Genomic DNA, 14,188 nt, shown 5'->3' with positions numbered 1-14,188 from the left:
TTAAAAAATAATGAAATGAGCCATTCAAAAATTACAGTTCAAGCAACCATCAACGCTGATTCAAAAAAAGTGTGGGATTATTACACTAATCCAAAGCACATTATCCATTGGAATTTTGCAGACCCAAGCTGGCATTGCCCCAGTGCTGAAAACGACATGCGAATAGGAGGCACCTACAAAGCAAGAATGGAAGCCAAAGATGGCAGTTTTGGTTTTGACTTTGAAGCGATTTATTCAAATATCGTGGAAGGCAAAAACTTTACGTATGAATTTGGAGGAAGAACGGCAACCGTTCAATTTACTGATTTGGGTAAGCAAACAGAGGTTGTAGTGACCTTTGACCCGGAGGATGAAAATCCCATCGAAATGCAAAAAGGGGGGTGGCAGGCCATTTTGAATAATTTCAAAAACTACACTGAAAATAATTAACCGACTAAGCATAATTTATATGAGTAAAGTAGCAATTTATTTAAATTTCCAGGGCAACACAGAAGAAGCCTTTAATTTTTACAAATCAGTTTTTGGGACAGCGTTCTCTGCACCCATCATGCGAATAGGGAATTTACCCCCTGACCCAAATGGACCTAAATTATCAGAATCTGATAAGAATTGCGTGATGCATGTTGCCTTACCCATTATTGGCGGCACCGAATTAATGGGTACCGATATGTTGGAATCAATGGGACAAAAATTGGTTATTGGAAATAATACCACCATTAGCTTGCAGTTGGACTCTAAAGAAGAAGCCGATAAATTGTACGCTGCTTTATCCGCTGGAGGAAGTGAAAAAGCAGATATGAGAGAGGAGTTTTGGGGATACTGGGGCTGTTGCCTGGATCAATTTGGCATCCGTTGGATGTTTAATGTAATGAACAATCAATACAATTCGTAAACTATGAACAATCAAATATATCCTTGTTTATGGTTTGATGGACAAGCCAAAGCAGCCGCAGAATTTTATTGTTCCATTTTTAGCCATTCAAAAATTACCGAAGAAAACCCAATGGTTGTAAAATGGGAATTGAATGGACAACTATTTATGGGCTTAAATGGCGGGCCATTGTATAAATTTTCCCCTGCAAATTCGTATGTAATTGAATGTGAAACACAGGAAGAGATTGACCATTACTGGGACAAATTGGGGAAAGATGGAATCTATAACCAATGCGGTTGGCTCGATGATAAATTTGGCGTTTCCTGGCAGGTTGTCCCTAAAATATTAGGCAAATTAATGGCTGATCCGGAGAAAAGGGAAAGAGTGGTTAATGCATTTATGCAAATGAAAAAATTTGATATTGAAAAGCTGATAAACGCTTAAATGAAAATGGCACATATTCATTCATACCTCACGTTTAATGGTAATTGCCGGGAGGCAATGACTTTTTATCATTACTGTTTGGGGGGCGAACTCACTTTTCAAACAGTTGGTGAGTCACCACTTTCTAAGAAAATACCAAAACAAATGAAAGATTTCATATTGCATGCTACGCTTACGAGAGAAACTTTGTTATTACAAGGCTCAGACATGGTTCCTCAAACCGGACTTGTGAAAGGAAATGCAGTTTCTCTTTCCCTGGATTGTAGCAGCGAGGAAGAAATAAAAATGGTTTACACAAAACTTTCAGCAGAAGGTAAAGCTGATCATCCACTTGAAGATACTTTTTGGGGAGCACTATTTGGTGACCTTACAGACAAATATGGAAATCATTGGATTTTAAATTACAATAAAAATAATAATAATGGCACTCATCAATCCTCACATTAACTTCAACGGCAATGCCGAAGAAGCATTCAATTTTTACAAATCAGTATTTGGCGGAGAGTTCGCAATGGTTATGCGTCTGAAAGATTTGGAAAGCCCCGAATTTCCGGTAGCAGAAAATGATGCCAATAAGATCATGCACATTGCTTTGCCTATTGGCATAAATATTCTGATGGGCAATGACGTCCCCGAAAGCATGGGTCCTGTAAATGAAAATGAAAACCGATCTAAAATATCTATTAGCGCAGAAAGTCGGGAAGAGGCAGACAAGTTATTTAACGGGCTTTCAGCAGGAGGAACGATTGAAGTGCCTATTAGCGACAGTCCCTGGGGTTCCTATTTTGGGATGTTTAGAGATAAATTTGGTATTGAATGGATGGTGGATTTTGATCCAAAATATAATGGAAAAATATAAGGGAAAAAAGAGGAAGGGGCGTTAGGCAATTCCTTCGCCTTTCGCGATAACTTTCAATCCCCCGGGAATTACCGTAATGTGGAGATCACGAATGACCTCCATAGGTTCTCCATCGATATTCAGGATGACATTTACCTGGTGAGGAATGGTTGCTTCCCGGGCTTTGAAAGAAGTATAATACTGGGATTTATGCAATGTTTTCCTAAAGAGCCTGAATAAAATCACGGGGAGCAACAATTTTGGAAAATGCTCCAGCAGGCTTATCTCTATGTGCCCGTCTTTGAGCCTGGCCAGGGGAGCAATGTATGCTTTATTGCCAAATTGGGTATTGTTGGAAAAGTTGGTGACGAAGGTATGCTTTGTAAAGGTCTTTCCGTTTGCATGGAAGGAAAACGGCTTGTTTTTATAGCGGAAATATTCCCTAAGGGAAAGGTAGGCATATTTAAGGAGTCCACGCTTTTGAGTACTGGAAAAGAGGTAGGCAATATGTGCGTCAAAACCGAACCCGATCTGGTTTACGGCTATCCTGTCATTGGCTTTCAGCACATCAATGGTCTGTATGTTTTGTTCGTACTGGTTGATGAGTTCAAGGGCTTTTTTGATATCAAAAGGAATCCCCATGGTGTAAGCGAGCCCGTTTCCCGACCCGGCGGGAATGATTCCCAGGACAGCATTGGTTCCCGCAAATCCGTTGATGACTTCATTGATCGTACCGTCGCCTCCTACCGCAACAATAATGTCATAATTTTCCGAATCTTCTTTAATGAGCCGCGTGGCATGATGCTGTTTTTGGGAATGTTTGATGACGTAATCAAACAAGGATTTATCAATATACCTGTCGATATACTGATGGTAATCTGTATTGTTCCTGGTCCCCGCAATCGGATTGATTAGAAAAAGGATCTTTTTTTTGTTCAATATGATATCATCTAAAATTAAGCAGCAAATGTACCCAAATTACCGGTGTCTTTTCCATCTTATTGTCCCGCGGCATATCGTCCCGAATTTAAGCGAGGGTTTGATAGGCCGGAATCTGACTTTAAGGAAAAAGCAACGTACAGCTGCTGAGGGATAACAATTTGAGGGAGCTGCTGGTTTTACCTGCTTCCTTCTTCAACAAGGAAATCTCTGACCTTTTGTGTTTTTTTAATGACCTTCTCTTTTTAACCTTTCCTGGATGATAACCGACATAGGTTTCTTTTCAATCTTGCTATCGATCCAGGCGGGAACATCCAGGTAGATAAAATCCCGGATGGCAAGCCTGTCGTGCTCGATTTTTTTGATTTCTTCCCTGAATTTGATGAACTGCTCCATATGGTCGGACTTTGGCTTCCGGATGATGTTGTTAAAGAACCGGAAGGTTTTTCGTTGTACGGCATTGAGTTCTTTGGTCTTGGAAAGCTGGCGTCTGATCTTTCCCACCATATATTCCAGAAGCTGGTAGTTGCCCAGTTCAAAATGAGCCAGAATACTAAGCAGGTGGGCATAATTCTGAATATCCTCCCTAAGGTTACCTGCCTTAAGGTCAATGATTGCATTCAGATAATCGAGGGCTTTATCATAATTTTCATTGCCAACATACAGGTAGGCAATTTTATAATAAAACACCAGCACCCGGTGAATATCCATTTTGTTGCCATAGAGATTAAGTTGCTCCAGCAGCCCTGGTATTATTTTGACGCCCTCAGCGAAGGTTCCCATCAGGGAATGTTTGTTGATGCTGGAGGTCTGGATATACAAAAAGGCCAGCACAGTGGAATTGTCGTTAAAAGTGGCCCTTTTTTCTTTTTCGAATTTTATAAAATGATCGAGGTAATGGTGAAATTGATCAAAGGCCTTGATATTGTAAGAGGAGGTTAGCACGTAGTGTAGTCCTCTCATGTAAAGATCGGGGTCTTCATCCAGCAGGTGCGCATTTTCCTCGATCAGCTTGACCCACTTCAAAGCATGGCTGTAACAATTTTCAAAATCGAGCAGGATATAATAATACCACACATAAGCCTGGTGTAAATAGATCTTTTCGTAAAAACTCAGGCTTTCGAGTTTGATGTTTTTCAACCCGGTTTGAAAAAGCCGGCGGACGATGTCTATATCTTTTTCATTTTGAACATGTCCGTATTTGATATAAAAGCCATGGATTTCGATCTTCAGGTTGGCGAGTTTACAACGATTGTTGATGATCTCACTTTGGGCTTCTGATTGCCTGAGCAGTTTTTCTATCCTGTTTTTTACGATCCGACTTCGTGTAATGTGGCGCTCTTCGATCAGCTTTTGGAATTCCAGGATCTCGAGATGAAGTATATTAAAATGATTCTCCCGCGCCACGAGCCTGTATTTTTCAAGCAGTTTGAGGCTTTGCATATACAAGCCTTTTCCATAAAGGATGTGAGCGTAATCGATCTGCTCCCTGATGTCAATTTCCGCGCTTTTTTGAAGGTGGATGAGCCTGAGACTTTTGAGGATTTGCCGGTAAAGGTGCTGTTTCATATTGGCGAGCTGATTTTTATTGAGCCCGGATATTTTTTTGAGCACCTGCTCGTCATTGGGTTCTTTTTGTTTGTCGAGAATATCAAATAACTGAATGAACTTTAAACCCGAACTGCTCTGGGTACGGTTGGCATAAAGCTTGAAATTGCGTTTTTCCGCTTTTGTCAGGGCTTTTATAAGACTAAATAAGGTATCGGAATGATGGGTGGATATAGGATTTTCAATCAAGTTAATCTGTTTATTATCAGTAAATTATGTAACACTACTGCTCCTTCGATTTCTTATAGTCACAGTAAATTTACTGTGGCGGACTCCCCAAATGAGTCTATTTTTACATTCGAAAAGCAAAATGAACTTAAAATTAGAGGAAATAACAGCAAAGGTGAGGTTTATTTAAATAAATTTCAACAGAGTAGTGAAAATATTGAAGGAAAGTTAACCAAAATATATATTTAGATTGTCTTTTTCATTTGATACTCATGATAGGAGATTAAGTTTCTATCGATAATCCGGCGAGGAATTTTATTCCTCGCCTTTTTTTATTTTGGGCTGAAATCAATTTCTGTATTGTCTCCAATGTTAAGACTTTGACGAAACCCTGTTATGGATGCGTCATTGCCAATGACTGACTTTCGAAGGATAATTTCCCGAACGCTGGAGTAATCGCCAATAATGGAATTTTTTATGATCGCGCCTTTTATGTTGACGTGATCCCCGATGGTCACATGCGGACCAATGATGGAATTGATGATCTGGCAATGATGTCCTATGCTTACCGGGTGGATGATAATGGAATTGTAAAATGCTGGCAGGTCATAGGAAGCATATCCTTCCCGATCCAGGAAAGCGGCATTGGTTTCCAGTAAAATATCCATCTGTCCGCAGTCAAACCAATTGTCCACTTCAAAACTTCTCAGGGAAATGCCTTTGTCAACCATTTTAGCGAGGGCATTGGTCAAGGGAATTTCATCTTCCTGGTTTATGCCGTCTTGCACAGCAGCGTCCAGCGCCTTAATAAAAGCAGGCACCTGTTTGATTTTGTAAACTCCAACCATCGCTAAATTGGAATGAGGAATACGGGGTTTTTCTTCCAGGGCTTTTATTTTGCCGTTTTTTCCCAACTCAACTACCCCGAAATTCCGAGGGTCATCAACTTTTTTAACGCCAATTGCCGAATGCGGTAAGGCTACGAGGGCTTTAAGGTCGGTGTCAATGATGGCATCGCCAAAAAATATGATCACTTCGTCCGCAGTGTCAAAGGATTCCCGGGCCAGCCAGATGGCATGTCCGGATCCGAGCCGTTTTTCCTGGTGAACGAAAGTGGTATTCAGATCCGGATAGTGCTCCTCTATATATAGTTTAATTTTCTCGCCCAGGTAACCGATGATGAACACAAATTCTTCTACTCCGGCCTCCAGTAGCTGGTCGATGATAAAAGAGATAATGGGTTTTCCGGCGACCGAAATCAACGGTTTGGGCTGGGTATAAGTCAGCGGCCGAAGCCGAAGCCCTTTGCCGGCAACAGGGATTATGGCTTTTATGGACATTTATGGTTTTATATTGAACAGACCAAGGTATAAAAGATTTCCGGGATTTTGATTTGCAAAGGTAAATTCCTGCCGAATGAATGAATTCATCCGGGCAAATTATGATTGCAAAAATAGAATTTGTTCCGAATGACTTAGCTCCATTCAATAGTTATTAACCCAAATCCAGCGAAGTTTGCATCCTCAATCTTGTGGCCAGACACTAAATCAGGCCAATAACGGCAAGCATCCGGCCTGTCCTGCCATTTTCCTTACGATACGAAAAAAAACGTTCATTGTCGAGATAGGTGGAAAAAGGAGAGACTTCAATTTGTGCTGCAGGAAGGCCAAAATCCAGGAGTTGTTTCCGGTTGGCTTCCTTGAGGTTGATGAAAAATTTGCTGCGTTCTTCGTCCCACCGTTTAAAAGAAGAATCAAAAGAGTCGGCTACGTCAGCATCTACTTCAAAAGAACATTCGTCGATACAGGTGCCAATGTAGGCGTAACAATCCTCGCCCCGGGTTCCGAAATGCTCCGCCATCTGCCCAAGGGTTTTTTTGACCAGCTTTTTGACCGTTCCTTTCCACCCGGCGTGTACCGCAGCTATGGCATCGTTTGCGCTGTCATAAATTAAAACCGGCGTACAGTCGGCAATCGTAATGCTGAGCAGGATGCCCTTTTTATTGGTCATCAGGGCATCGTAACCTTCGTATTGGCCAGGTTTTTCCACCATGAGGAGATCATCTCCGTGTATTTGGTGACTGCCGGCGACGTCCTCCTCCTTTTTTCCGAGGCTTGTGAAAAAAATGCGCCGGTTTTCCATAACGGTTTTGGGATCGTCATCGGTGTGGATTCCGAGGTTGAGGGATTCATAAGGGAACTTCCCAATACCTCCCAGTCTTGTACTTTCTCCGGCAATGATCTTTGGACAATACTTTAAAGATTGAATGAAAGAAGATTTGTTTATCAAAATAAAACGGCTATTTTTAATTTTCAAAAAAAAGGGGAAAACAAGTTATTCTGATGGTAAAAATACTTTTATGGGCTAATATTTTCATGATTTTATTAGGTTTTGGTGCCTATTTGTCCCCTCATGTGTCGCCTGAAGGTTTTTGGATATTTTCCATTCTTGGTCTCTTTTATCCCTGGCTGGTTTTCGGCAACCTTTTATTTGTGGGAATCTGGGCTGTTTTGCGAAAGCGTTATTTTATTTATTCCCTGGCCTGGCTCCTGTTCGGTTGGGGGCAATTTACCAGCCTGGTGGCTTTTCGCGCCAAACCCATCCATGCCCGGACGGAAACGGAACTTCGGGTTATGACCTACAATTGCCGTAACCTGATAAAACCCGGCAGCGAAAAAGTCAGGGTGACCAATGAGGAACTTACAGGATTGATCAACGAATATGAACCTGACGTTTTGTGTTTTCAGGAATTTCCGGTGCCTTCCATTTCCGGCCAATTCGCAGATGCCATTACTCATGGTACGGGCTTTAAATATTTTTTCCAGGATCAGAGTGGACAACTGGCCATTTTTTCAAAATATCCGATCAGCAAAAAGCGGGCGAAATATTATACCAATCATTCTAATGGATACTTGTCTGCAGATATAACCAAAGGGGGTAAAACTTTTAGGTTGTTTAATATTCACCTTCAGTCCAATGCCGTTTCCACCATTGCCGATAAAGTGGCCTCGGAAGGCAAAATACAGGAAAAGGAAACCTGGCTGACGATAAGGGGGATGATTGGAAAGTACAGGAATGCCGCGCGAAAGAGGGCAATGCAAGCCGCTGAAATTGCAGAACATATCCAACGGAGTCCCAACCCAGTGATCATTTGCGGGGATTTTAATGATGTGCCCCAGTCCAATGCCTATCACTTGCTTTCAGCCGGCAGGAAAGATACTTTTAAAGAAGCCGGAGTGGGCCTGGGAACTACCTATGCGGGAAGCATCCCTGCCTTGCGGATCGACTATATTTTCGGTGCCCCCGATATGAAAACCCTCGAATTTGAAATTATTAAAGCAGACTTTTCAGACCATTACCCCGTTTTTGCACGTCTCCAACCTCACTAATCAGGTTGTGGGATTCCACTATCAGAGGGAATGGTAATTGGAAAGAGTAGAAGATCAAAACATTTAGAATAATCAACGTAATTATGGAAAAATCATTCAACCGCAGAAAGTTTATACAAACCACAGCACTTGCCGGGGCAAGTCTCGCCATCCCTAACACAGAGATCAACGCACAGTCAAGGCCTCAACCCACAGGACCGAAAGATAAATTGAATGTCGCCGTACTCGGATCAGGCCTCCGGGGGCAGAGCCACATTGAATTGCTGCTCGACCGCGATGATTGTAATGTAGTGGCCATAAACGATGTGGATGATGTAATGATCCAGGCCACAAAAGACATTTTTACCCAAAAGGGGAAACCACAACCCAAAGTATTCAAAGGAGAAAAAGCTTACCTCGACTTATTGCAGGAAGCCGATGTCGATGCCGTTATCATCAGTTCGCCCTGGCGCTGGCATTCAGAAATGGCCATCGCGGCCATGAGAGCCGGCAAGTATGTAGGCATGGAAGTCTGCGGAGGGTTTTCCCTCGATGAATGCTGGCAACTCGTCAATACCCAGGAAGCCACGGGGGCTCATCTTTTCTTTTTGGAAAATGTGTGCTACCGACGCGACGTGATGGCTATTCTCAATATGGTACGTCAGAATATGTTCGGAGAACTTATCCACCTGGAGTGCGGCTACCAGCATGATCTGCGTGAAGTAAAGTTCAATGACGGAAAGCAACCTTATGGCCATGGCGTAGAGTTTGGCGAAAAAGGATTTAGCGAATCCAAATGGCGGACCAAACATTCGGTGCACCGAAACGGAGATCTCTACCCGACTCATGGCCTGGGGCCTGTCGCTCAGTATATTGATATCAACCGGGGGAATCGCCTGTTATACCTTACCTCTTTTGCCTCTAAGGCAAGGGGACTGCATGATTACATCGTCAACCATGAAAAGGGTGGCCCGGATCATCCCAATGCCAAAGTCGAATTCAAACTCGGAGATAAAGTGACTACCACCGTTCAGTGTTCCAACGGTGAAACCATCGTCCTGCATCATGATACCAACCTGCCGCGCCCCTACTCGCTGGGATTTCGCGTGCAAGGCACCAAAGGCTTGTGGATGGATGTCAACCAATCTTTGCATATTGAAGGGGTAAGTCCGGCCCATCGTTGGGAAGAAGCTGCACCCTATCTTAAAAAATATGATCACCCGCTATGGCAGCGCTATGAAAATAGGGCTGTCGGGGCGGGACACGGCGGCATGGATTTTTTCCTGATACATGCTTTTATAGAAAGTGCCAAAAAGAATGAAAGGCCTCCTTTTGATGTCTATGATGCCGCTACCTGGCTCTCCATCACCCCGCTGTCGGAGCAATCTGTCGCCATGGGCAGCCAGCCGATGCCGGTGCCCGATTTTACCCGCGGAAGATGGACAGAGCGTAAGGCAGAATTTGGTTTCGGGGATGCGTATTAGTAGCGCCGAATTATTGGTTTTTAACATTTAACCTCCGAATACAATCAGGTGCAGAGCACCTTAATCTTTGTCACCAAACAAGGGAAAAGAGGATTCAAGGTGCAGCGCACCGCAACCTTCTCTCCATAAATTAAATTTAGGTTGCGGTGCGCTGGACCTTTGATTATTTTGGGGCATTTTTACAACGAATATTGCGGTAGCCTGTCCTCGGCATACGATGCCGGGACGCTGCACCTTACTAAAATTCTGCGGTTATTTTATAAATTTCAATCATTCTGCGTGAAGGAATACTGCAGGGCCAAAGTCTGATATTTTTATAGCCTGAAAGAAGAAAAAAGAAACAATTGGAACCAAATCAGCCTTTAAGGCGTATATAGTTTAACCCTTTACACGCTATTCCCCTAAAATAATATTTGGCAGAGTTGGGGAGTTTAAATAAACGGTATATTTTTGCGGTTCGGTTTTAAAACCCGAATAAAACATGATCATGGAAAACGAATTAAGAGTTTACAACAGTCTGCACCGAAAAAAGGAAATTTTCAAACCCATTCATGAAGGACACATTGGTATGTACGTGTGCGGTCCTACAGTTTACAGTGATGTGCATCTTGGAAATTGCCGGACTTTTGTAAGCTTCGATATAATTTTCAGGTACCTGAAGTTTTTGGGTTATAAAGTACGTTATGTACGCAACATCACCGATGTAGGGCACCTGGAAAATGATGCAGATACCGGAGAAGATAAAATTGCCAAAAGAGCCCGGCTGGAGCAGCTGGAACCCATGGAAGTGGTGCAAAAATACACCAATGGTTTTCACGATGTCATGCGCATGTTCAATACGCTGGAACCCAGCATAGAACCACGGGCCACCGGTCATATTCTGGAACAGATAGAAATGGTTCAGGAGATACTGGACAATGGTTACGCTTACGAAAGCAACGGCTCCGTTTATTTTGATACCCTCAAATATGCGGAGGAAAAAGGCGTTTACGGGGAATTGTCAGGCCGGAAAATTGAAGATCTCATGGCTGAATCGCGTGATGATCTCAAAAATCAGGACGAGAAAAAACATTCGTCGGATTTTGCGATATGGATGAAAGCTTCCCCCGAGCATATTTTGCGATGGAACTCCCCGTGGTCGGTCGGGTTCCCCGGTTGGCACCTGGAATGTTCCGTGATGAGTACAAAATACCTGGGAGAGACTTTTGATATTCACGGGGGCGGAAATGACTTGAAATTTCCGCACCATGAAAATGAAATTGCTCAGAATACCGCTTCCTGCGGACATACGCCCTGTAATTACTGGCTGCATACCAATATGCTGTTGATGAATGGCAGGAAAATGTCAAAAAGCGATGGCAATACCATTTCCCCCTGGGAATTGTTTTCCGGAGAAAGCCCCCATGTAACCAAAGGGTACAGCCCGATGGTGGTGCGCTTCTTTATGTTGCAGACCCACTACAGCAGCACCCTCGATCTTACGGATGAAGCACTTCAGGCTGCCGAAAAAGGTTATCGCCGACTGATGGAAGCCTATAAATCATTGAGCAACCTGCAGCCTGATGCCACCGCTGCCGCCGGTAAAACGGATCAGGAACTCAACGAATTGATGGATCTGGCGATGGCGGATATGAACGATGATTTTAATACCCCCAAAGCCCTGGCTCGTTTGTTTGAACTGTCCAGCAGGATCAATAGCCTTAAAGACGGTCATTTGCCTTTGAGTGAAGTCGCTGCAGAAACTTTGCAGCGTTTGAAAGCCTTCCTCCATGGTTTTGTCTTTGAGATTTTTGGACTGCGGGATGAAACCGGTGCTTCCGGGGAAGACAACAGCATCCTGGACGGACTCATGGATTTTGTCATCGAGATGAGGATGGATGCCCGTAATAATAAAGACTGGGCGACTTCCGATAAAATCAGGGATAAAATGAAAGAGCTGAAAATTCAACTCAAAGACGGTAAAGACGGCACTAGCTGGACGGTGGGAGAGTAGGGCTTTAAAATTATCAAGTTAAAATTATAAAGTGTGGTTGAACCTGGGGAGAGCATTTCTCTTTCCAGGTTCAATTTTTTTATCGGGATATTTGATTTTATTCTTCAAATTGCCTGGTTACCCGCCAATTTTCAATTTTTTGACATCAATAGTTTTAAGTATATTTGTTCATTAAAGCTATAACTATGTTTAAAGGACGTCTGACAAAATTGCCGAAAAACAAGCAATACAACTATCAGCCGCGGTATTGGAATCCCAAAAAGGAAGAACTCGAAGAGCGTTTGAAGAAAGCCGAATTGCGCAAAAAGGGAGATACGGAATCTATCAAGGAACGTATCTCAAGCGGCTTCAGCAGGGGATATATGGCTGACGCAAGCTACCGCAAAAAAAGGGTGCTACGCTCTAATCTTACCTTAATTGGAATAATTGTTCTGCTCATGCTGGTGGCCTATTACGGACTTGGTGTATATTTACCAAAAATACTGGAAGCCCTGAAACTAAATTAAGCAGTTTTTACCACCTGGAACCAACAAGTATCGAGTATCAAGTAACGAGTAACAAGTAACAACCAACAAGTATGGCTGACATCATTCAGCTACTTCCCGACGCTATTGCCAACCAAATCGCCGCCGGAGAAGTTATCCAAAGACCTGCATCTGTTGTAAAAGAGCTGATGGAAAATGCTATCGATGCAGGAAGTACGGAGATCAAGCTCATCATAAAAGAAGCCGGTAAAACACTCATCCAGGTTATCGACAACGGGTGTGGTATGTCCGAAACCGATGCCCGTATGTCATTGGAACGCCACGCTACTTCCAAGATACGGGAAGCTAATGATCTTTTTGCCATTCGCACCATGGGGTTTCGGGGAGAGGCTTTGGCTTCCATTGCAGCGATCAGCCATTTGGAGCTGAAAACCCGCAAACAGACGGACGAACTCGGCATCCGGATTCTTATCGAAGGGTCGGAAGTTAAAACCCAGGAAGCTACTCAATGCCCGTCAGGAACGAGTTTTGCCGTCAAAAATCTTTTTTACAATGTTCCGGCAAGGCGAAAATTCCTAAAGTCCAATACCGTGGAAATGCGGCATATTCTTGATGAATTTCAACGCATTGCCTTAGCCAACCCCGATGTCTTCTTTTCCCTGCATCACAATAATTCAGAAGTTTTCCATCTTACCCCTGCCAATTTACGGCAAAGGGTCATCGGTATTTTTGGACAACCATTCAATAAACGGTTGGTGCCTATTGACGAGAAGACGGAAGAGGTGCATATTTACGGGTTTGTCGGGAAACCAGAATTTGCCAGGAAGACACGAGGGGATCAGTTGTTTTTTGTCAACCAGCGGTTTATAAAAAGCTCCTATCTCAACCACTCCATCATGGGGGCCTATGAAGATTTGCTGGCAGAAGGCGCTTTTCCTTTTTACATCATTTTCCTGGATATCGATCCGGAAAAGATTGATATTAACGTGCACCCGACCAAACAGGAGATTAAGTTTGATGACGAACGCCTGATCTATAATTATCTAAAGGTTGCTGTGCGTCATTCCCTGGGACAGTTCAATGTAATGCCGACGCTCGACTTTGAGATCGACACGAACTTTGCCAGAAGAAATGTCCCCCAACCACCGAAAGAGTCAACCCCTCCCAAGACCGTAAAAGAATCTTCTGCCGCCTCATTTACCGGGGAGTCTTATTCTACGCTACCGCCTAAACAGGAAAAGCAGGAATGGGAAAAGCTCTACGAAGGGCTGGATGAATATCTTCCGGAGGAGGACAATGCCTCTCCGAATGAGCCTTTTACCATCGAGAGCAGTATGAGCGATGATACCGATGGCAAAGGTCAGAAAGGCTTCAACGAAGTTCAGAAACCTCCTTTCCAGATTCATAATACTTATATTCTCAGCCATATCAAATCGGGCTACCTGCTGATCGATCAGCAATTGGCTCATGAGCGGATTTTGTATGAGCAGTACCTTGAGGCCCTCCAGGAACGAAATGCCCTGACGCAAAAACAATTGTTTCCGAGCACCTTGAACCTGCCGCCCGGAGATGCTGCTATTTTGAAAGACATCATTCCTGATCTTAACCTTCTGGGGTTTGATATACAGGAATTGGGAAAAAATACGTTTGTGATCAATGGACTTCCTGCCGACATGACCGGCAAACAAAATGAAAAGGAAGCCATCGAATTCCTGCTGGAACAATATAAAAATAATATCGACCTCAAACTCGATACCCGCGACAATATTGCCCGATCCATGGCCCGGAGTACGTCGGTGAAAAGAGGACAAAGGCTCGATATCCAGGAAATGCAAATGCTCATTGATCAGCTATTTGCCTGCGAAATTCCATTTAAAAGTCCTGCTGGTCGGAATTGTTTTATCACTTTTGAACTTGAGGACCTGAAGAAACGTTTTGAATGAACCGTGTTAAAAAACAGAATCACTGTTCACCAGGAGACCCAAAG

Annotated in this window: 14 protein-coding genes; 10 read left to right on the top strand and 4 right to left on the bottom strand. The window is 43.3% G+C overall.

The window, feature by feature from the left end; translation table 11 throughout:
- The first annotated feature begins 15 nt into the window (after window positions 1-15).
- The 5 genes from H6571_11350 to H6571_11330 are packed head-to-tail and all read left to right on the top strand — an operon-like array spanning window position 16 to window position 2,177.
- Window positions 16-429 (top strand): SRPBCC domain-containing protein, encoded by a 414-nt coding sequence (locus tag H6571_11350; GenBank protein MCB9324321.1) that lies wholly within the window; start codon window positions 16-18, stop codon window positions 427-429.
- Between the two features lie 19 nt (window positions 430-448).
- Window positions 449-892: a VOC family protein gene (locus H6571_11345; protein MCB9324320.1), complete on the top strand. Its 444-nt coding sequence runs from the start codon at window positions 449-451 to the stop codon at window positions 890-892.
- A 3-nt stretch (window positions 893-895) separates the two neighbouring features.
- On the top strand, window positions 896-1,318 hold the full coding sequence (locus H6571_11340) for a VOC family protein (protein MCB9324319.1): 423 nt from the start codon (window positions 896-898) through the stop codon (window positions 1,316-1,318).
- Between the two features lie 6 nt (window positions 1,319-1,324).
- Entirely contained in the window at window positions 1,325-1,765 is a 441-nt protein-coding gene (locus H6571_11335) for a VOC family protein (GenBank protein ID MCB9324318.1), read from the top strand.
- Complete coding sequence (locus tag H6571_11330) at window positions 1,740-2,177, top strand: VOC family protein (GenBank protein ID MCB9324317.1); 438 nt, start codon at window positions 1,740-1,742, stop codon at window positions 2,175-2,177. The genes H6571_11335 and H6571_11330 overlap by 26 nt, the downstream gene beginning before the upstream one ends.
- Before the next feature lie 21 nt (window positions 2,178-2,198).
- Here the strand turns inward: H6571_11330 and H6571_11325 are convergent, their stop codons facing one another.
- The 4 genes from H6571_11325 to pgeF form a co-directional block, all read right to left on the bottom strand.
- Window positions 2,199-3,095: a diacylglycerol kinase family lipid kinase gene (locus H6571_11325; GenBank protein ID MCB9324316.1), complete on the bottom strand. Its 897-nt coding sequence runs from the start codon at window positions 3,093-3,095 to the stop codon at window positions 2,199-2,201.
- 228 nt (window positions 3,096-3,323) lie between these two features.
- Complete coding sequence (locus tag H6571_11320; GenBank protein ID MCB9324315.1) at window positions 3,324-4,892, bottom strand: hypothetical protein; 1,569 nt, start codon at window positions 4,890-4,892, stop codon at window positions 3,324-3,326.
- 311 nt (window positions 4,893-5,203) lie between these two features.
- Entirely contained in the window at window positions 5,204-6,205 is a 1,002-nt protein-coding gene (locus H6571_11315) for an NTP transferase domain-containing protein (protein ID MCB9324314.1), read from the bottom strand.
- 208 nt (window positions 6,206-6,413) lie between these two features.
- Complete coding sequence (gene pgeF / locus H6571_11310; GenBank protein ID MCB9324313.1) at window positions 6,414-7,157, bottom strand: peptidoglycan editing factor PgeF; 744 nt, start codon at window positions 7,155-7,157, stop codon at window positions 6,414-6,416.
- A gap of 56 nt (window positions 7,158-7,213) precedes the next feature.
- Here pgeF and H6571_11305 point away from each other — a divergent pair, with 56 nt between their 5' ends.
- The 5 genes from H6571_11305 to mutL all read left to right on the top strand — a co-directional run bounded on the left by H6571_11305 (window position 7,214) and on the right by mutL (window position 14,144).
- Window positions 7,214-8,260, top strand: a complete 1,047-nt coding sequence (locus tag H6571_11305) for an endonuclease/exonuclease/phosphatase family protein (GenBank protein MCB9324312.1) — start codon at window positions 7,214-7,216, stop codon at window positions 8,258-8,260.
- 83 nt (window positions 8,261-8,343) lie between these two features.
- Window positions 8,344-9,723 (top strand): Gfo/Idh/MocA family oxidoreductase, encoded by a 1,380-nt coding sequence (locus H6571_11300; GenBank protein MCB9324311.1) that lies wholly within the window; start codon window positions 8,344-8,346, stop codon window positions 9,721-9,723.
- Between the two features lie 487 nt (window positions 9,724-10,210).
- Window positions 10,211-11,716 carry a cysteine--tRNA ligase gene (locus H6571_11295; GenBank protein ID MCB9324310.1) on the top strand — a complete coding sequence of 502 codons (1,506 nt, stop codon included), beginning with the start codon at window positions 10,211-10,213 and terminating at the stop codon, window positions 11,714-11,716.
- Window positions 11,717-11,901: 185 nt separating this feature from the next.
- Window positions 11,902-12,222: a hypothetical protein gene (locus H6571_11290; GenBank protein ID MCB9324309.1), complete on the top strand. Its 321-nt coding sequence runs from the start codon at window positions 11,902-11,904 to the stop codon at window positions 12,220-12,222.
- 71 nt (window positions 12,223-12,293) lie between these two features.
- The gene (gene mutL, locus H6571_11285; protein MCB9324308.1) at window positions 12,294-14,144 is read left to right on the top strand and encodes a DNA mismatch repair endonuclease MutL; all 1,851 of its coding nucleotides are present in this window, start codon (window positions 12,294-12,296) and stop codon (window positions 14,142-14,144) included.
- The last annotated feature ends 44 nt before the right edge of the window (window positions 14,145-14,188 follow it).

Source organism: Lewinellaceae bacterium (assembly GCA_020636105.1).
Classification (GTDB): Bacteria; Bacteroidota; Bacteroidia; order Chitinophagales; family Saprospiraceae; genus BCD1.
Note: the sequence above shows the minus strand (reverse complement) of the source record. Positions and strands in the feature narration are given on the sequence as shown.

Bases quoted from the DNA above. Each gene is read 5' to 3' on its own strand.
- H6571_11350 (MCB9324321.1), top strand. From the start codon at position 16: ATGAGCCATTCAAAAATTACAGTTCAAGCAACCATCAACGCTGATTCA.
- H6571_11345 (MCB9324320.1), top strand. From the start codon at position 449: ATGAGTAAAGTAGCAATTTATTTAAATTTCCAGGGCAACACAGAAGAA.
- H6571_11340 (MCB9324319.1), top strand. From the start codon at position 896: ATGAACAATCAAATATATCCTTGTTTATGGTTTGATGGACAAGCCAAA.
- H6571_11335 (MCB9324318.1), top strand. From the start codon at position 1,325: ATGGCACATATTCATTCATACCTCACGTTTAATGGTAATTGCCGGGAG.
- H6571_11330 (MCB9324317.1), top strand. From the start codon at position 1,740: ATGGCACTCATCAATCCTCACATTAACTTCAACGGCAATGCCGAAGAA.
- H6571_11305 (MCB9324312.1), top strand. From the start codon at position 7,214: ATGGTAAAAATACTTTTATGGGCTAATATTTTCATGATTTTATTAGGT.
- H6571_11300 (MCB9324311.1), top strand. From the start codon at position 8,344: ATGGAAAAATCATTCAACCGCAGAAAGTTTATACAAACCACAGCACTT.
- H6571_11295 (MCB9324310.1), top strand. From the start codon at position 10,211: ATGGAAAACGAATTAAGAGTTTACAACAGTCTGCACCGAAAAAAGGAA.
- H6571_11290 (MCB9324309.1), top strand. From the start codon at position 11,902: ATGTTTAAAGGACGTCTGACAAAATTGCCGAAAAACAAGCAATACAAC.
- mutL (MCB9324308.1), top strand. From the start codon at position 12,294: ATGGCTGACATCATTCAGCTACTTCCCGACGCTATTGCCAACCAAATC.